The following is a 17,750-nucleotide window of genomic DNA, read 5'->3' as shown; positions in this document are numbered from 1 at the left end:
GAATGGCTAAATATCGCGTTTTTTATCCAGTTTATTCGCTACAATCATTGCAACACCGGCGGCTATAATTAAGATTGCGACTGCGAGTGAATCAGGCAAACCGGCACTCACATAGTTTTGTATTACGCCCACGATAAACAACCCAATACCTATTCCTAATACCAGAATTCCCGGTTTTTGCCAGTCAGCAGGCTGTCTTCTTCTTTCCTCTCCCGGGATATTGATTGCGGTACTGCGATAACGCATGACAAAATAAACACAAAGTGTGATACAGGTGAATAATCCTACAGCCATAACTGCTGCCATTGTCTGTTTTTCCATAATGATTTGATTCAGTTTTAACATTAGTCACTATCTCTTCCGAAAAGGTTACAACAAATTGAGTTAAATGTGTCTATTTGTGTAGATTTGTTTCAAATACAAACAATATGCAAAACATTAAAGAATATGTAGAAGCAAACAAGCAACGTTTTTTAGATGAGTTGTTTGATTTATTGCGTTTACCTTCCGTCAGTGCCGATCCTAAATTTAAGGACGACGTACAGAAGACTGCTGAATTTGTTGCTCAAAAGTTGCGTGAAGCAGGTGCCGACAACGTAGAAGTCTGTGCCACTGCTGGTAATCCAATCGTTTATGGCGAAAAAATTATTGATCCTTCATTGCCAACTGTACTGACTTACGGTCACTACGATGTACAGCCAGCAGATCCATATGAGTTGTGGGATACCCCTCCTTTTGAACCGACTATCCGCGATGGCAAAATATATGCTCGTGGTTCGGCAGATGACAAGGGACAGTTTTATATGCATGTGAAAGCTTTCGAATATATGATGCAAAACAATGCTTTGGCATGTAACATCAAATTTATGATCGAAGGTGAAGAGGAAGTTGGTTCTGTTAACCTAGGTACATTTGTAAAAGAAAATACCGAAAGACTTAAAGCGGATGTAATCGTGATTTCGGATACGTCTATGATCAGCATGGCGCAACCTTCTTTGGAGACAGGTCTCCGTGGACTTTCTTATGTCGAAGTTGAAGTCACTGGACCAAATCGTGATTTACATTCTGGTGTATATGGTGGTGCCGTTGCGAACCCAGCTACAATTCTCGCAAAACTCATTGCTTCTCTGCATGATGAAAACAACCATATTGCAATCCCTGGATTTTACGACGATGTCGTTGAATTAACGGCTGAAGAACGCAAAGCATTGAATGAAGCTCCATTTGATATCGAAGAATACAAATCAGATTTGGGTATTCAGAATATCTGGGGAGAGAAGGGGTATACAACTTTAGAGCGCACAGGAATCCGTCCTACTTTGGAGGTCAATGGTATCTGGGGTGGATATATCGGTGAAGGTGCAAAAACTGTGTTACCTTCCAAAGCAAATGCAAAAATCTCGATGCGCCTTGTTCCAAACCAAAATTCTGAACGCATTACGGAACTATTCAAAAAACATTTTGAGGGTATTGCACCAGATTACGTTAAAGTAGAGGTAAAACCGCATCACGGTGGTGAACCAGTGGTCACTCCAACAGACAGTGTTGCCTATAAAGCTGCTGAAAAAGCATTGCATGAAACATTTGGCGTAAAACCAATCCCTACCCGTGGTGGTGGATCTATTCCAATTGTTGCTTTATTTGAAGACGTCCTAGGGCTAAAAACGGTGCTTCTTGGATTTGGTCTTGACAGTGATAACCTGCATTCACCAAATGAGAAATATGGAATCGAGAATTATCTAATGGGTATCTCTACAATTCCTTTATTTCATAAATATTACGCAGAACTAAGCAAATAATTTAGTTTTTCATTAGATAAAGGGTTATTTTTAAATTTTAGAAATAACCCTTTATCGTTTTATGGATTTTGATTTTCGTCTCATCGTTTTTTATACTGCAGCTCAGCATCTTAATTTCACCAAGACAGCTTCGGCACTTTTCATCTCACAACCTGCAGTCAGCAAAAACATTCAGGAACTGGAAAAAAAACTCGGCGTCCCTCTTTTTGAGCGGAAAGGGAATAACCTTGACCTGACTGAATCGGGGCAAATTCTCTATAAATATGCCCAACAGATTATCAATCTCTACAATCAGGCAGGACAGGAGATACAAGAACTACAAACAGGACGTAAAGGGAATCTTGTATTAGGGGCCAGTACGACAATCTCTCAATATGTACTTCCAACGTTACTGGCAGATTTTCTCTCCCAATATCCAAACAACCGTATCCAATCTTTTCAATCCAATAGTCGAAGCATCGAAGAACAGCTTATTGACAAAACGTTAGACCTCGGAATCACAGAGGGATCAACCGACAATAGGGCATTAAAGTATATCCCTTTCATGAAAGATGAGCTCGTATTAGTCACCAATAGCGAAAACCCGCTATTAAAACAATTAAAAAATCCCATTCTCTCAGATATAACACGTTTACCCCTTGTTCTTCGCGAACAGGGTTCGGGTACCCGTACCATTATTGAGAATGCATTAAAAGAACAACGGATCAGTCTTGCTGAAATCCAGATCGAAATGATACTCCCATCAACAGAAAGTATCAAAGGATATCTGGCCCGCCGTCATAGTTTTGCCTTTCTTTCTATTCATACCGTTCAGCGGGAGGTATTAAATAACCAATTGACCATCGTCGATATTCCTCATTTGTCTATCGAACGTTATTTCTATTTCACACATCTATATGGTGGCCTTGCCGGTACTCCCAACCAATTCCTGCAGTTCTGTCTGAGACAAAATTTCAAGATATAACATTTGGTTATGTCTCATAAAGAAACATCGTTTTAATCCTTGTCGATAGGCTGGTAGATTTGTACAAACGAATTAGAGGCATGGAACACAAAAAACTAACAAATTACCTAAAAGCGCTCAGTTGGATCATTGTCGCACTGTTTATTACCTGTACAACGTTGTGTGTGTTTCCGCTTAAACATGCATATAATGACAGGTCAATGGATTCACTTGCTCTCGCTAATGATTCATTGATCACACATGTATCACAATTCAAAGCTGTTTCTTTCAAAGACAATCCGGAAGGGGAAATGGCTAGTTATGGTGAGAAACTGATCAAAAACACTTACGACTACTTTTACGACGGTGACATAAAAATCGGAAATAAATTGGCTTGCAGTAGTTGTCATCTCAACGGTGGGACCAAGGCATTCGCGGCTCCTTATATTGGTCTCACAAATGTTTTCCCAGTTTACATTGGACGGGAAAACAAAGTAGAATCTCTGGAGGAACGCATTAATGGCTGTTTTGAAAGAAGTATGAACGGTCGTGCTATTCCAGAAAACAGTAAAGAAATGCGTGCTATTGTTACCTATATAAAAAATATCAGTATCAATACTGTCAATAAAGGAAGATTAGCTGGACAGGGTTTTGTCAAAATGGACATTCCAAACCGTGCCGCAGATTTAAAACACGGTCAGCTGGTATTTGAGGGCAAATGCATGAGCTGTCATGGAAAAGATGGACAAGGCATCGCACAACCTACTGGCAAGGGATATTTATATCCGCCACTTTGGGGAAAAGACAGCTATAACGATGGAGCTGGTATGGCACGATTGCTTACCGCAACACGCTTTATCAAAGCAAATATGCCCCTAGGAGCAAGTTACGACGCACCTCAACTTAGCGACGATGAAGCTTATGATGTCGCTGCCTATATCAATTCTTTTGACCGACCTAAAAAAGCAAACAAGGAGCTCGATTATCCAAATTTGGCAAAAAAACCAAAGGATAGTCCCTATCCCCCATACGCAGATAATATTAGTTTAGAACAACATAAACACGGACCCTATAATTTTTAATATGATGAAAAAACAACTGACAATTGCTTGCATCCTCTTAGCGATGACAACGATTCAAGCTAAAGCACAAAGCAATAAATTATTACTCAACAACCATCAATATACGGGTGCTGTTGCAAAGAAAAAAATGTATAAGGCGATCTATCAATTGGATAGCAATGATCCAAAAACAATTGAGAAAGCCATCCGAAATATCAATAACGTTTTGAAAGATCCTCGATTAAAGGGGCATCTTCAAATTGAACTGGTTGCTTTTTCAGGCGGAACAGAAGCTTATTTAAAAAAGAATAGTCAGTATGAAAAACCACTGCAGAACCTCGTAGAAAAAGGAGTTATTGTCGCCCAGTGTTTAAACACATTGGAAGAAAAACATATTGCAAAGGAAGAATTATTCGATTTTATCGGGTACGTTCCTAGTGGGAATGGTGAGTTAATCTTGCGGGCTAATGAAGGCTGGGTTATTGTTAAACCATAGTATGATGAAAAAGCTAATCCCCTTCACCCTCGCTATGGCCTTGCTCGTATCGACAAAAACTAAGGCGCAAGAACATCGCTTTGATCCTCCATGGAATAATCCCCCGGAATCAGCACTTAATTTCACGGTTCCTGGGATCGATAATATCCCCGATCTATATGGCGATATTGAAAATCCGCAGCTAACAGTTTTCTTTGCTGGCAATCAATTTATGGTCGTCGATGATCTATTAACATCTTTCAAAAAGGAATATCCTCAGTACGAACGTATTTTTGTAGAAACATTGCCTCCCGGAATTCTGGCAAAGCAGATAAAAGGGGGCTCCATCACCATCGGTAACCTACGCATTACGCACAAACCGGATATTTACACGGCAAGTAAACGCGCAATTAATGAAATGGCCGACTATTTCAGTCATACCCAGACCTATTGTTACAACAATATATGTTTGATGATCCCGCAGGGAAACCCTGCTAATATCAAAACTTTAAATGATCTGGGTAACTCCAATGTGCGTATTAGCATGCCCAATCCACAATGGGAAGGCATAGGAGAACAAATCAAAGCATCGTATAAAAAAGCAGGGGGTGAACAACTTGTCAAGAAGATTATGGAAGATAAAGTAAAGGATGGAAGCACGTATTTAACAAAAATACATCATCGTGAAAGCCCGATGCGTATCCTTTATAGCCAAGCAGATGTGGCACCGGTCTGGACATCTGAGGTTGTTTATCAAAAACTTATTGGCCATCCGGTGGAAGGTATCACAATTCCGGACAGTCAAAATACCACAGCAACCTATGTGGCGACAAAACTAAAAAATGCACCACACGCACAGGCGGCAGATGATTTTCTGAAATTTATGGACTCCCCTACAGCCAAGCAGATTTACAAGAAGTATGGCTTTACAATAGACTAAAAAAAGAAAATGGATAATTAATTATCCATTTTCTTTTTTTACTTTAGGTCAAAATTAGTTGAATTGTATGGTTCTATTGCTCAAAAAAATCCATCGTTATTGGTATTTTATTAGCGTACTACTTGTTTTCATCGTATTATTCCCCTATATCTATTTTTTGGCCCAGCATCCAGAAAAGAACTATGCGCGGATTGCACGTATGAGGCGTTGGGTGTCAATTGGAGGATCGGCATTGGCGGGTGTATTCTTTAAAGTAACTTACGAATCAAAAATAGACTGGAACAGACCGATGGTGCTATGCCCCAATCATACTTCAGTGCTCGATATCACAGCACTGACCTATCTATGTCCTGTCCCGTTTTCATTTATTGGGAAGGCTTCTCTTCTTAAAAATCCCGTTACCCGTATATTTTTCAAAACCATAGATATTCCTGTCACACGAAGGAGCAAAGTATCATCATTTAAAGCATTTCAACGGGCTAACGAGCTTGTTCAGAATGGCCGAAGTGTCGTTATTTTTCCGGAAGGAAAGATCGATGATGGATTTCCACCTCAAATACATGCATTTAAGTCTGGTGCTTTTCGTATTGCTGTCCAAAATGATGTGCCTGTAGTGCCTATTATCATTGAGAATGCATGGGACATTTTCTTTGATGACGGCGCAAAAAGAGGGTCTCATCCAGGAATTGTTAAAGTACATGTTTTTTCACCTATTGAGACAAAAGACTTTGACGATAACAATGCAACCGACTTAGAGAAAATTGTATATGACAAAATGCATTCCTATTGGATTATGAAGAATAAATCGTATTTTCATCAACCAGAGAACGTCCAAAAAATATGTCAGGAAAGATATTAATCGAAATCAAAGATATTGCGCGGGAATACCAAATAGGCTCAGAAACAATTCATGCGCTCAGTTCGGTTACCCTCAATATTAATAAAGGTGAATTTGTAGCACTTATGGGCCCCTCAGGGTCAGGGAAATCTACATTGATGAATATTCTAGGTTGCTTGGACACCCCCAGTAGAGGTGAATACATCCTCAATGGTATCAATGTAAGTGACATGTCCGAAGATGAGCTCGCTGAAGTAAGAAACAAGGAGATAGGGTTTGTTTTTCAAACGTTCAATCTGCTCCCTAAAAGCACCGCACTGGAGAATGTAGCACTTCCTTTGATCTATGCTGGATACAATAAGGCTACACGTGAAGAGAAAGCTACTGGCGCACTGGAAAGTGTTGGACTGGGACATCGTATGGATCACAGGCCCAATGAGCTCTCAGGTGGACAACGTCAGCGGGTGGCTGTTGCAAGAGCACTGATCAATGATCCTTCCATCATATTAGCCGATGAGCCTACGGGGAATCTTGACACAAAGACATCCATTGAAATCATGGGCTTGCTCGAAGAGATCCACTCCAGGGGAAACACCATTATCTTGGTCACACACGAAGAGGATATTGCGTTACATGCTCATCGCATTGTACGCATGCGCGATGGACTAATTGAAAACGATTATCCCAATGCTGATATCAAATCCGTATCACCACGACTAAGTGCATTGAATGAAAAAGGGAGTGACTTTGAGAATATTTAAAAATATTATTTCATTATAAATCAAACACTTATATTATTGACACAAAAATAACAGTTGATTTACTTGTTTAAGTTAAATTAAATGATAGTTTTGCGAAAATAGAGAACTTAAATTGTTTTTATATGTATTGGACATTAGAATTAGCTTCGCATCTAGAAGATGCACCATGGCCAGCAACAAAAGATGAATTAATCGATTACGCTATTCGTTCGGGTGCACCAGTTGAGGTGATTGAAAACTTACAATCTCTTGAGGATGACGGTGAGCCATATGAAAATATTGAAGAAATTTGGCCCGATTATCCAACAAAAGATGATTTCTTCTTCAATGAAGATGAATACTAGAAAATAAAAAACGCCTTTAGTTAAAGGCGTTTTTTATTTCGGTAAATTAATCCATTGCTATGAAGTTCAGTCTTAAGCTTATGAAGATAAAAGTAAAAGTATTGTTGCTAACGTTTGTAAGCTGTATACTATATATTTCCGCATTCGCACAGGAAAAACCGGTTACTTCCGAAAATGTTACTGTTTTAAAGCAATTTGTACATCGTCTCAATGATACCAATCTCGCAACAGACGTCATTTTAAGCCAGGATATATTAACTGGGAAAAATCTAGATGAAGACCAACAGGAATATCTTCTAGCTAGCATAGATGAGATGCGAATCAATGTGCAGAGCAAGGACATCAGCAAATTAGAGTATATTAACTTTATACAGGCCGGTCGGAAAGAGACCTTCGATATTGACCTTGAAGGAATAGATCCAAAACAGGTCTATTTCGTTAGGCATCTCAATCGTTTTGTTTTTGCTACCGTTATTCGGGACAAAAAAATTGCCTCCTTTACTTTGGTTTCTAAAGGGAACAATAAAGCACATTTTGTATTCTATTAGTCTTTTATCAGCTTTATTGTTTGTCGGTACAATTACTTATACCTTCTATGGGATTCAAGCAAATCTGATGGGCAATCTTCCATTCTCGGAATAAATGAGTACAATCCAACCATCTTATTCTCGGCTTCTACGATGGTCGGTTTGAAAGCAATTTTAAGCGTAAGGAGCTTTCTTAAAAATTTTTCAATAAAAACACTTGCATTTTAAAATTCTATCAACCATATTTGTATTAACAAAAACAGAAATGATAATAACTGTATTAAATAAAGCTTGGTGGTGGCATGACGAATAACGTTGTGGCAAACTCCTATTGCATTATTTGATATACATCAAGATATGATGGGCTTGCCTGAATAAGGTAAGCCCTTTTTTATTTAAAAATAATTATGAAAGAAATTTTAGCCCATTTATTTGAATACAAGTCTTTTTCGCGGCAAGAAGCTTATGAGATTTTGACCAACATTGCCAAAGGTAAATATGACAGTCATCAAATCGCTGCTTTTATGACAGCTTACGGCATGCGTAGTATTCGGGTGGAAGAACTTGGTGGATTTCGAGATGCGATGTACGACCTATGTCTCAAATTGGATTTTGATGACTACGATCTGATCGATCTATGCGGTACGGGCGGTGATGGCAAAAACACGTTCAATATCTCTACAATTGCTTCTTTTGTTACAGCCGGTGCGGGCTATCAAGTTGCCAAACATGGCAATATAGGTGTATCATCGAGCTGCGGGTCCTCGAATGTAATGGAGTATTTGGGTTATCAATTTACAAATGACAAAGGTGAATTACAACGTCAGCTTGACGAAGCCAACATATGCTTCCTACACGCACCCTTGTTTCACCCGGCTATGAAAACAGTTGCGCCAATACGTCGTGCCCTAGGTGTAAAGACATTCTTTAACATGTTGGGGCCATTAACAAATCCGGCCAACCCGAAATTTCAATCTGTAGGTGTATTTAGCTTAGAGCTCGCACGTCTGTATGGTTATCTATATCAAAATACAAACAAACAGTACTCCATCATCCATGCTTTGGATGGCTATGATGAAATATCGATGACAGGAGATTTCAAGGTCATCAATAATCAGGGTGAAAATTATTATAATATGGAGGAACTAGGCTTTAGCCCTGTTCTTCCCCAGGAACTTGCTGGTGGAGAAAGCGTTGCTGAAGCAGCACAGACGTTTTTATCTATCTTGAATAATGAGGGCACAGATGTACAGAACAATGTAGTGTTGACAAATGCGGCATTTGCCATAAAAACATTTCATCCCGAAAAATCTTTTGGTGACTGTTTCTATGAAGCAGAAGAGTCACTCATGGCGGGAAAAGCGGTCAAAAGTTTCAAAAAAATAACAAACCAGTAAAATGTCAGTCAAGATAAAAGTTTGTGGCATGAAATACCCCGACAATATCGTTGCAGTGACTGCTCTTGCTATTGATTATATCGGTTTTATATTTTATGAAAAATCCAAACGATTTGTTGGCAATGCCAACCAGGAATATATAAAAGGGCTTAAATGTATCACAAAAGTTGGTGTTTTTGTGAACGCAAGCCTAACGGAAATTAATGATAAAATAGAGGAATTCAATTTAAATGCAGTTCAATTACATGGAGATGAAAGCCCTCAATTTTGTGAGGAACTTAAGCAATATACGGCTGTAACTGTGATCAAAGCTTTTGGTATAGACCAACATTTCGATTGGACAGTATTGGACGCTTATATTGGGGCAATTGATTATTTTTTATTTGACACCAAAAGTAACTCCTATGGTGGTACAGGTATACAATTCGACTGGTCTTTATTGCATCAATACAAGCTCGAATGCCCATATTTCCTCAGTGGCGGATTAGATGCGGACAATGTCAAAGACGCTTTAAAAGCAAATGATCCCAGGTTATATGCCTTGGATCTCAATTCAAAATTTGAAGTAGAACCAGGGTTAAAAGATATCGATCTTTTGGCCCATTGCATAAATAGTATTAAAAAATGAGTATATATCAAGTCAATGAAAAAGGGTATTACGGTCCATTTGGTGGTGCCTATATTCCCGAAATGCTCTATCCCAATGTAAAAGAGCTACGTGAAGAATATCTCAAGATAATCGAAGAGAAAAGTTTTCAGGAGGAATTCAATCAACTACTCAGTGACTACGTAGGGCGTCCCTCCCCTTTGTATCATGCGAAGCGACTGTCTGAAAAATATGGTACAACGATCTATCTCAAACGTGAGGATCTTAACCATACCGGCGCACATAAAATCAATAACACCATCGGTCAGATCCTTTTAGCTGAGCGTCTAGGAAAGAAAAGGATCATCGCAGAAACGGGTGCTGGACAACATGGTGTAGCTACAGCTACCGTGTGTGCATTAAAAGGGATACAATGTGCCGTTTATATGGGAGAAATTGACATCCAAAGACAGGCACCTAATGTTGCGCGAATGAAAATGATGGGTGCGGAAGTTATTCCTGCAACATCTGGTTCAAAAACGCTTAAAGATGCGACCAATGAAGCTTTGCGTGATTGGATCAATAATCCGGTCGATACACATTACATTATTGGATCTGTTGTGGGCCCACACCCGTACCCCGACATGGTCGCCCGCTTCCAATCCATTATCTCCGAAGAGACCAAAAAGCAGTTATTAACAAAAACCGGTAAAGAGAATCCAGACATCGTTTTAGCCTGCGTAGGTGGCGGCTCCAATGCCGCTGGTATGTTCTACCATTTTCTGGATGATGAATCTGTACAGTTATATGCTGTAGAAGCTGCGGGACATGGTGTTGATTCAGGTGAATCAGCAGCTACAACAGCTTTGGGGAAAGAAGGTGTTCTGCACGGAAGTCGATCCATATTAATGCAAACTGAAGACGGTCAGGTAATAGAACCTTACTCTATCTCTGCAGGACTTGATTACCCTGGCATCGGACCGCAACATGCTTGGCTATTTAAATCCGGAAGAGGAAAATATGTTAGTATCACAGATGATGAGGCAATGCGTGCGGGACTGGAGCTCACTCGACTGGAGGGTATTATCCCCGCAATCGAAAGCTCACATGCACTCGCCTATTTGGAAAAAATCCCCTTCAAGGGTGATGAAACCGTTGTTGTTTGTTTATCAGGGCGCGGCGATAAGGATCTTGATAACTATATGAAATACTTTGATTTTTAAAGCATGAATACGATCGAAAAAAAGGAAGGTAATCCCCTTCTATCTATATATTTTACAGCAGGATATCCCGAACTGGACAGTACAGTCCGTATAGCCAAGAAATTGGAAGAAGCGGGTGCCGACTTTTTGGAAATAGGTTTTCCTTACTCTGATCCTGTTGCAGACGGACCTGTTATCCAACACAGTTCGGAAGTTGCCCTAGCCAATGGAATGACTGTCAAAAAATTATTTGAACAGTTACGTGAACTACGCCAACATGTACAGATCCCGGTCTTTCTAATGGGCTATGTTAATCCCGTAATCCAATTTGGCGTAGAGAAATTCTGTGAAGAATGCAAAAATGTCGGTGTGAATGGCGTCATTATTCCCGACCTACCGATGTATGAATACGAGGATCTCTATAGGGAAACTTTTGAGAAAAACGGCATTGCGAATATCTTTATAGTAACACCACAGACTTCAACTGAAAGAATCCGAAAAATAGATAGTCTATCCAATAGTTTTATCTATTTATTATCCTCCAATGCCACAACTGGCAAAACGCTAGATGTGGGCGAAGATACCAATGCTTATTTCAAACGGATACATGATCTTCAGCTGCAAAACCCACTGATCGTTGGATTCGGAATTTCAAACAAAGACGCTTTTCAAAAAGCAAGTCAATATACTGCAGGAGCAATTATTGGTAGCGCGTTTGTAAAAAGGCTTGGAGAAAAAGATTATATGGATAAAATTCCTGATTTTATAAAATCAATAAAAGGGTAATACAACAAAGTGCTAATGTGGGTTCTACACAAGTGATGAACTCACGTTTATCTATTTCCGTCTCTATCGATTTATTATTATATTTGATTATCAAACAATGTTCAAGAGCAATTAAACATTATAAATTTAAAAATGAAAAAAATAAATTTAAAATCTATTAAAGCAGAAGAGATTCTCTCAAGAGAGGATCTGAAAAAAATTACTGGTGGGGATTATGGCAGTGGTGATCAATTTGCTTGCACAGGAAAGCAAGAATCAGCCCCTTGTAAACAAAGCGACGGCAATATAGGTAAATGCGCATATGATTTAAGTACTCATAGTCATCCGACGCTTCTGTTTTGTGTCAAAACGTAATCAAAAATATTATCGTCAATAGCCGTTATATTGGCTATTGACGATAATATTTTTGATTATAAAAACCATTCAATAGACCAACTCACCAGTCCCTTAAAAATAGACCTTCAATAAGTGTTTACTAGAACGTTATTGGATTATGTACGATATGAATGAGCTTATTATCCTAGAATCTCCATAAAACTTGCTTTTTTGCCACTCTGCATGGATCATGCAATAACAGTAATCATAAAAATATTGTTATAAGAAAAGATACTTTCTCTCTTTTAATAAACTATTCATAAGAATTTCTTTTGACATAACTCAGAAAGGAGAAATAGTATATCCTGATCTATCACCAAGTGACTCGAACTATTTTGAAGCGATTGTTTTATCTATCATAAGTTTCTTCGCTACTAGGTTTTTAATTATTTCAAAAAATAAAAACCTTTTATGTGCATTTACGACGTGAAGGATGGTTGGATAATCATAAAAGGGTTTATCGCATTTATAAAGAAGAAGGATTAAACTTAAGTAGTAAACCTCCCAATCGTTCCAGAGCTGCCTCACATCTGTCCGAAAGACCTACATTTTCTAAATTACACGATTGCTGGAGTATGGACCTCGTTTCGGATTCCCTTTTTGACAAAAAAATCCGATGCTTAACTATAGTGGATAATTATAGTCGTCAATGTATGGCAATGTATGTGGGAAAAGGTATCAACGGATATCAGGTTATCGACGCTTTAGAACAGTTAAGGTTATTCAGCGGTGTTAAGGCCAAGAAGATTCAGGTTGATAATGGTTCAGAGTTTATATCTAAGGAAATGGATCGGTGGGCTTATGAGCAAAAAGTGGAACTTACTTTCTCGAGACCGGGAAAACCAACTGATAATGCGTATATTGAATCGTTCAATGGAAGTTTTCGCCGTGAATGCTTAAATACAAATTGGTTCCTCTCGTTGAAGGATGCCAAACAAAAAATAGAGAACTAGCGGGTAGAATATAACCACTTTAGGCCCCATAGCTATTTAGAAGATCTAATACCTGAAATATTTATCGAAAAACAGCTCAAAAAAGTCGATTTTTCTACTTTCGAATAGTTCCAAAAATGGGGAAAGCTCATCTATTTATTTCATACCTTAAATTTATGTCTAGTTTTTTGGAGCAGCATATGCAACAGCTTTTTTAGTATAGCTTTTATAAGTTATCTTCTAATATTTAAAATTTATAATAGAATCACATTAAAAAAAACACCTCTATTAACGCAGAGATTATAGATTTATTTATTTTCCGGTGATTTCTTTTCCAATGATATTCTTTAGTATGGATTAAACTTATAACAGGTACATTTCCTTGGTAAAAAACAATCAAAAGCCCACGGAGTTTATTCTAAGCTTAGAATAATTCGCTAACTGCTAAAAGAAGTAGGGGATATTAGAACTACCCCACTAACATATTCATTTTTTGTTTAACTATCAATACTTATTTTACATCTGTAACAACAATGAATTTTTATAAGCGGTATAAATCTTTTTCAATCGCAATGCATTAGTAGAGTTAAGGTATTGAAGATGTTCGTTTGTATGGTTTGATTTCGATATATCTGAATAACCGAAACCTTTTTGTATTGAAATCATTGGATACATAACAAATTTATTACTGGTCATCTCAGCAAGCTTTATATCGGCAACATCAGTATCTAAAAATGGTTCATTTAATATAGTTTCAAAAAACGTCTTAAATACAACTACAAAATGAGTACCCCAAAAATTGTCCAACCAAAACAATCCCGAAGGTAGTGGTAATATGTTAGTAAATCCACCATTAATACCACCCAAAAGTAGATTTGCTTTCAAACGATACGCTTCGTAAATAGATTCAATGAAGTTTTCTCTGTTATAATCTTCAGTAAACTCATGGTCATCTTCACACAATATAATAACATCTTCATCTTTTTCAATGGCTAGTCTTATTACTTTACATATACTTTGCCATAAACCGAGGGCGCCAATCGTATGCTCCGAAGCTTCAACAATATTAATTTCAAATTCCTCTCTATGTTTAAATTGAGATTTTATGTGGGCCAAACGATCTTTCCTTTTTTTCAAATTGATAATATAAGTTGGCACAATGATTTCATTTCCATTATCTTTCATCGTATAAATTCATTTAAAAAGTTCCTTCAAAAATGATAAGGTCTTTAGGCGTCTCTCTGATTTAATAAAGTATTCATCTACAACTCCTAATTTCTCATTTTTTTTTGTGATATCAGAATATCCAAATTCTCTTTGCACAGAAATAAACGGATACATGCAATATATATTGGTACTAACAGAACTCATTGATAAGTCTATATTATCATGAGAGTTTAACCTCAAATTGAGAAATATATCGTAAAATCGCTGAAACATAACAAAAAATTGGGTGCCCGTAAACCCATTAATCCAGAAAATCCCCTTATCAAATTCAACAGCATCATCAAAATGACTAATTCCACCCAGCAAAAGATCTGCACATAAACCTTCTCCCTTTTTAATTGCCTCAAACAACACATTTTTAACATAACTAACAGTAAAAGTATGATCGTCCTCGCATATTATTATATATTTTTGTTGACTTATTTTTGCTTGTAGAACAATCTTTCGCATAGTCTTCCAAAGCCCAATAGCGCCAATATCATGTTCGATAGCAGTTATTATCTTTAATTCAAACTCCTCTCTACTATCGAACTGATTTATTATATGATTTTTTCTATCCAACCGTTTATTTAGATTAATAGCAAATACCGGAATATCTTTCATTTCACTAATGCTTAATAAAAATTTTATTTTTAACGGAATATATTTCTTCAACCAATTCCCTACAGAAGTTTCATTTGGTATAACACAATCTTAGAATAAGATATAAATTTTATTCCAATCCCCTCAATAAGCTAGAGCTTTCTAAGGAAAAATCTCGCTTACTGAGATCTATTAATTCCCAATCGGTAAACCTCCAAAATAAGAAGTTCAAATCTAGCGATAATACGCCTCCATTTTAATTGTAATCGCAATTCGGCAAAAAGATAAGTTGATACCCAATCCGTGTTCACACTATATAGATCCGTACATATTACTCCAGCCTTGCTCTCCTCGAGCCCTCAAAATAGTCTGTATGAGCTCTTGTTTAAAGAGAAGTTCTTCTGTTTTATTAGATTTTAAATTGTTTTTTTTTCAATAATTTACACTAAGGCTAACTATTTACTTATAAATATCATCTGCATATTCTCAAAAATTATCATCAAACAGAACCATCTATGAATTTATTAGATCCTATCCAAACAGAAATCAATTAATTATTGCATCAAATATTTTCAAAATTATTATAACTAGCTAATCCCCATCAGTCGCAACTTTTTTACTACTTATAAAAATTTCACTGAAATGCTAGATAAACTTAACATAATTATCAATTAATCTTCATCATCATTCTAAAGTAGTGAAAATCATTAAATATTATTACAAGAAATTATATTATTTTTTCATTAGTTCCCAAATTTACCGCTCAAAACAGTTTCCCAATATTTGGATATTACAGAAAAAGTGCTCTTCTATCTAAAATTCCCAACATAATATTGCATGTTTCCAACCTACCAAGTACATATTGATTTATATTCCATTAGTGTTTAGCTTTATTGTTATGAACAACTTGTATTCTGTCTATGAGAGCTGACTGTCAGCAGCGCGGAAAATGGGATCAACGAAGCAAGTTTTATTATTGGTTTTCGCGAAGTAAAGAAAATGACATTGCGTGTGGTAGCTTTATTTCCTTCAGTCAAGAAGGAACGATGTTCAGATTATTTATCCCAACGGCGTGTGTATAAAAATCAAAAAGATCTTGCGCTTCTATCGCCTCTTATGCGTCTGTAACGATGTTTGCACTTGGTTCATCGCACTGTTTTTATCTTTATGACAGCTCTGCGACATGAAGAAATCATTTGACGGGCTCTGAGGACTGATAGGTTTGGGGATGAAACGTCGGGCTACCAGTGGTGAGATTTTCGTATTTCGGCAGGGTTGCTGGCCATGATCCTGACAGGTAAGTATATGGATTATCTTCCGTTATATCGCCTGAAGCAGATCTTCGCCAGAGAAAACATACAGATCCATTCATATGATGGTAATCTGCTTATTGACAAATATTTATGGGAAATTGCCATTCGTCCTCTCACGCTGGATCATAAAAACTATCTTTTTGCGGGTAGCCATGAGGCAGCACAGCGAGTAGCAATGATATATTCATTCTTCGCTATCTGTAAAAAACACAAGATAAATCCATTTCATCGGCTAAAATACGTCCTGCAAAATATAACTTACATAAACCATAAAAAACTAAAGGATCTTTATTCACAAAATCAATAGACATGTAGCTTATAAAGCGGATAAAAATCAACAAGGTATACTTAATGCTTTCCTTACTATTGCAAATTCTTAAAAAGAACTTGAATAGTTACATTTAAACAAAAAATAATATTTATTCTCACTATTTTTCATATTTTCTCTTTAACTTCAATTTAAACAAGCAATTATGAACAAGCTCTTATTCGTTTTCATTTTCACCTTTTTGGCAATCTGCAATAATTATGGCCAAAACATTCGGTTAAGATTTAAAGCCCATGCTGATACCTTACCAGCATATAGTTATGTATTGATTAATGATGATATCTTCAAAGCGGAAGTTAAAAATGGAACTGGCGAGTTTGTAATAAATAAAATTCTTGAAAAAGGTCGTTTCAATTTTGCACAACTAGCCCTGTCAGACAGCGCGTTCACAAACCGAGAGGACTTCTCTAGTTTTTTCCGTAGACACCAGATTTTCCCACCAAACTTTTTTTATTCTTTTATTATTGATTCTAGTGATCTAACTATGGATATAAATATAAATACACATCAATTAAAAGTATATGGAAGCGATTTGAACAAACAATTTACTGAATTGGAAACCATAGCAAAAACTCTCGATTTAACCCATATTCCAGCTATGGAGGAACAGATTAAGGGCGATAACAATAGAATGAGCGAATTCCTAAAAATTCTTACAAAATATTCGGCAAATAAGCTCAGTGAAGAGTATCTAACACATCTCTTAGAAAACCCTAGTTTTTCTTTTTATAATTCTAGTACTGTATTCCAAAATAAAGATTCGATTTATCAGCTTATTCAGCTACTGAGGAAAGAAAACTCACCATATTTTGACAGCGAACGAGTCTTAAAAAAATATCAGAGTATGGTTACATTATATAAACCAAAAGAAAATGTACCTGTCTCCAATTTTACCGTAACAAATTCGCGTGGAGAAAAAAAATATATCAGGGAGCTTTACAACAGTACCGACTACCTAGTTATTGATTTTTGGGGTACATGGTGTGGCCCCTGTATAGCTCAGCACCCTGAGCTACAGCGAATCGTTAATGAGTATAAGAATAATGGAAAATTTAAATTTGTAGGCATAGCTGTTAATGACAAATTTGCAACATGGAAGCAATATTTGGAAAAACATATATATACATATGAAAATTACATCTTTGAGGACAGGGATTACCCTAACCTTCGAAAGGAATTGGGTATATATTCATTTCCACGCTATGTTATCGTTAATACAAAGGAAAACAAGGTTGTCCGATCCAATTTTCAGATTGACCAACTTCGTGGCATATTAAATATGCTGTAGCTATGGGAATCAGCAAAATGCGAAACAAACTATGATAAGAAGATTA

20 protein-coding genes are annotated in these 17,750 nt (G+C 37.1%); 17 read left to right on the top strand and 3 right to left on the bottom strand.

Features of this window, described 5'->3' with window-relative positions; all coding sequences use genetic code 11:
• Window positions 1–6 precede the first annotated feature (6 nt).
• Entirely contained in the window at window positions 7–321 is a 315-nt protein-coding gene (locus LC454_RS18420; RefSeq protein WP_223583913.1) for a hypothetical protein, read from the bottom strand.
• A 107-nt stretch (window positions 322–428) separates the two neighbouring features.
• Here LC454_RS18420 and LC454_RS18415 point away from each other — a divergent pair, with 107 nt between their 5' ends.
• The 15 genes from LC454_RS18415 (at window position 429) to LC454_RS18345 (ending at window position 12,987) form a co-directional block, all read left to right on the top strand.
• The gene (locus LC454_RS18415; RefSeq protein ID WP_223583912.1) at window positions 429–1,799 is read left to right on the top strand and encodes a dipeptidase; all 1,371 of its coding nucleotides are present in this window, start codon (window positions 429–431) and stop codon (window positions 1,797–1,799) included.
• Between the two features lie 61 nt (window positions 1,800–1,860).
• The gene (locus LC454_RS18410) at window positions 1,861–2,763 is read left to right on the top strand and encodes a LysR family transcriptional regulator (RefSeq protein WP_120261560.1); all 903 of its coding nucleotides are present in this window, start codon (window positions 1,861–1,863) and stop codon (window positions 2,761–2,763) included.
• A gap of 80 nt (window positions 2,764–2,843) precedes the next feature.
• The gene (locus LC454_RS18405; protein WP_223583911.1) at window positions 2,844–3,824 is read left to right on the top strand and encodes a c-type cytochrome; all 981 of its coding nucleotides are present in this window, start codon (window positions 2,844–2,846) and stop codon (window positions 3,822–3,824) included.
• Window position 3,825: 1 nt separating this feature from the next.
• Window positions 3,826–4,299: a DsrE family protein gene (locus LC454_RS18400; protein ID WP_223583910.1), complete on the top strand. Its 474-nt coding sequence runs from the start codon at window positions 3,826–3,828 to the stop codon at window positions 4,297–4,299.
• Between the two features lies 1 nt (window position 4,300).
• Window positions 4,301–5,218 (top strand): substrate-binding domain-containing protein, encoded by a 918-nt coding sequence (locus tag LC454_RS18395; RefSeq protein WP_223583909.1) that lies wholly within the window; start codon window positions 4,301–4,303, stop codon window positions 5,216–5,218.
• A gap of 67 nt (window positions 5,219–5,285) precedes the next feature.
• Window positions 5,286–6,077, top strand: coding sequence for a lysophospholipid acyltransferase family protein (locus tag LC454_RS18390; RefSeq protein ID WP_223583908.1), 792 nt, complete (start codon window positions 5,286–5,288; stop codon window positions 6,075–6,077).
• The gene (locus LC454_RS18385) at window positions 6,059–6,817 is read left to right on the top strand and encodes an ABC transporter ATP-binding protein (protein ID WP_223583907.1); all 759 of its coding nucleotides are present in this window, start codon (window positions 6,059–6,061) and stop codon (window positions 6,815–6,817) included. Before LC454_RS18390 ends, LC454_RS18385 begins: the two co-directional genes overlap by 19 nt.
• A 122-nt stretch (window positions 6,818–6,939) precedes the next feature.
• Window positions 6,940–7,161 carry a DUF2795 domain-containing protein gene (locus LC454_RS18380; RefSeq protein ID WP_028072584.1) on the top strand — a complete coding sequence of 74 codons (222 nt, stop codon included), beginning with the start codon at window positions 6,940–6,942 and terminating at the stop codon, window positions 7,159–7,161.
• An 80-nt stretch (window positions 7,162–7,241) separates the two neighbouring features.
• On the top strand, window positions 7,242–7,709 hold the full coding sequence (locus tag LC454_RS18375; protein WP_223583906.1) for a hypothetical protein: 468 nt from the start codon (window positions 7,242–7,244) through the stop codon (window positions 7,707–7,709).
• 386 nt (window positions 7,710–8,095) lie between these two features.
• A complete protein-coding gene (gene trpD, locus LC454_RS18370) occupies window positions 8,096–9,085 on the top strand; it encodes an anthranilate phosphoribosyltransferase (RefSeq protein ID WP_223583905.1) in 990 nt (329 codons plus the stop codon).
• A gap of 28 nt (window positions 9,086–9,113) precedes the next feature.
• Window positions 9,114–9,713: a phosphoribosylanthranilate isomerase gene (locus tag LC454_RS18365; RefSeq protein WP_262903101.1), complete on the top strand. Its 600-nt coding sequence runs from the start codon at window positions 9,114–9,116 to the stop codon at window positions 9,711–9,713.
• Complete coding sequence (trpB, locus tag LC454_RS18360; RefSeq protein ID WP_223583903.1) at window positions 9,710–10,894, top strand: tryptophan synthase subunit beta; 1,185 nt, start codon at window positions 9,710–9,712, stop codon at window positions 10,892–10,894. The genes LC454_RS18365 and trpB overlap by 4 nt, the downstream gene beginning before the upstream one ends.
• A gap of 3 nt (window positions 10,895–10,897) precedes the next feature.
• Window positions 10,898–11,659 (top strand): tryptophan synthase subunit alpha, encoded by a 762-nt coding sequence (trpA, locus tag LC454_RS18355; protein ID WP_223583902.1) that lies wholly within the window; start codon window positions 10,898–10,900, stop codon window positions 11,657–11,659.
• Window positions 11,660–11,791: 132 nt separating this feature from the next.
• A complete protein-coding gene (locus tag LC454_RS18350) occupies window positions 11,792–12,013 on the top strand; it encodes a hypothetical protein (RefSeq protein ID WP_223583901.1) in 222 nt (73 codons plus the stop codon).
• Window positions 12,014–12,447: 434 nt separating this feature from the next.
• Window positions 12,448–12,987 carry a DDE-type integrase/transposase/recombinase gene (locus tag LC454_RS18345; protein ID WP_223583900.1) on the top strand — a complete coding sequence of 180 codons (540 nt, stop codon included), beginning with the start codon at window positions 12,448–12,450 and terminating at the stop codon, window positions 12,985–12,987.
• Between the two features lie 495 nt (window positions 12,988–13,482).
• On the opposite strand, the gene LC454_RS18340 is transcribed toward LC454_RS18345, so the two are convergent.
• Together LC454_RS18340 and LC454_RS18335 are read right to left on the bottom strand one after the other, a co-directional pair.
• Entirely contained in the window at window positions 13,483–14,151 is a 669-nt protein-coding gene (locus LC454_RS18340; protein ID WP_223583899.1) for a glycosyl transferase, read from the bottom strand.
• Between the two features lie 9 nt (window positions 14,152–14,160).
• On the bottom strand, window positions 14,161–14,796 hold the full coding sequence (locus LC454_RS18335; RefSeq protein ID WP_223583898.1) for a hypothetical protein: 636 nt from the start codon (window positions 14,794–14,796) through the stop codon (window positions 14,161–14,163).
• A gap of 1,242 nt (window positions 14,797–16,038) precedes the next feature.
• On the opposite strand from LC454_RS18335, the gene LC454_RS18330 reads away from it, so the two are divergent.
• On the top strand, window positions 16,039–16,395 hold the full coding sequence (locus tag LC454_RS18330; protein WP_410528665.1) for an IS66 family transposase: 357 nt from the start codon (window positions 16,039–16,041) through the stop codon (window positions 16,393–16,395).
• A 286-nt stretch (window positions 16,396–16,681) separates the two neighbouring features.
• Window positions 16,682–17,704, top strand: coding sequence for a TlpA family protein disulfide reductase (locus LC454_RS18325; protein WP_223583896.1), 1,023 nt, complete (start codon window positions 16,682–16,684; stop codon window positions 17,702–17,704).
• Window positions 17,705–17,750: the final 46 nt, after the last annotated feature.

The sequence above is a fragment of the Sphingobacterium sp. GVS05A genome, assembly GCF_019969845.1.
In the GTDB taxonomy this organism is placed as follows: Bacteria; Bacteroidota; Bacteroidia; order Sphingobacteriales; family Sphingobacteriaceae; genus Sphingobacterium.
The sequence above is the reverse complement of the archived record's forward strand: the minus strand, read 5'-3'. Positions and strand labels throughout refer to the sequence as shown.

Bases quoted from the DNA above. Each gene is read 5' to 3' on its own strand.
- LC454_RS18395 (WP_223583909.1), top strand. From the start codon at position 4,301: ATGATGAAAAAGCTAATCCCCTTCACCCTCGCTATGGCCTTGCTCGTA.
- trpD (WP_223583905.1), top strand. From the start codon at position 8,096: ATGAAAGAAATTTTAGCCCATTTATTTGAATACAAGTCTTTTTCGCGG.
- LC454_RS18340 (WP_223583899.1), bottom strand. From the start codon at position 14,151: ATGAAAGATAATGGAAATGAAATCATTGTGCCAACTTATATTATCAAT.
- LC454_RS18365 (WP_262903101.1), top strand. From the start codon at position 9,114: ATGAAATACCCCGACAATATCGTTGCAGTGACTGCTCTTGCTATTGAT.
- trpA (WP_223583902.1), top strand. From the start codon at position 10,898: ATGAATACGATCGAAAAAAAGGAAGGTAATCCCCTTCTATCTATATAT.
- LC454_RS18385 (WP_223583907.1), top strand. From the start codon at position 6,059: ATGTCAGGAAAGATATTAATCGAAATCAAAGATATTGCGCGGGAATAC.
- LC454_RS18380 (WP_028072584.1), top strand. From the start codon at position 6,940: ATGTATTGGACATTAGAATTAGCTTCGCATCTAGAAGATGCACCATGG.
- LC454_RS18390 (WP_223583908.1), top strand. From the start codon at position 5,286: ATGGTTCTATTGCTCAAAAAAATCCATCGTTATTGGTATTTTATTAGC.
- LC454_RS18335 (WP_223583898.1), bottom strand. From the start codon at position 14,796: ATGAAAGATATTCCGGTATTTGCTATTAATCTAAATAAACGGTTGGAT.
- LC454_RS18375 (WP_223583906.1), top strand. From the start codon at position 7,242: ATGAAGATAAAAGTAAAAGTATTGTTGCTAACGTTTGTAAGCTGTATA.
- LC454_RS18415 (WP_223583912.1), top strand. From the start codon at position 429: ATGCAAAACATTAAAGAATATGTAGAAGCAAACAAGCAACGTTTTTTA.
- LC454_RS18350 (WP_223583901.1), top strand. From the start codon at position 11,792: ATGAAAAAAATAAATTTAAAATCTATTAAAGCAGAAGAGATTCTCTCA.
- LC454_RS18410 (WP_120261560.1), top strand. From the start codon at position 1,861: ATGGATTTTGATTTTCGTCTCATCGTTTTTTATACTGCAGCTCAGCAT.
- LC454_RS18400 (WP_223583910.1), top strand. From the start codon at position 3,826: ATGATGAAAAAACAACTGACAATTGCTTGCATCCTCTTAGCGATGACA.
- LC454_RS18405 (WP_223583911.1), top strand. From the start codon at position 2,844: ATGGAACACAAAAAACTAACAAATTACCTAAAAGCGCTCAGTTGGATC.
- trpB (WP_223583903.1), top strand. From the start codon at position 9,710: ATGAGTATATATCAAGTCAATGAAAAAGGGTATTACGGTCCATTTGGT.
- LC454_RS18420 (WP_223583913.1), bottom strand. From the start codon at position 321: ATGGAAAAACAGACAATGGCAGCAGTTATGGCTGTAGGATTATTCACC.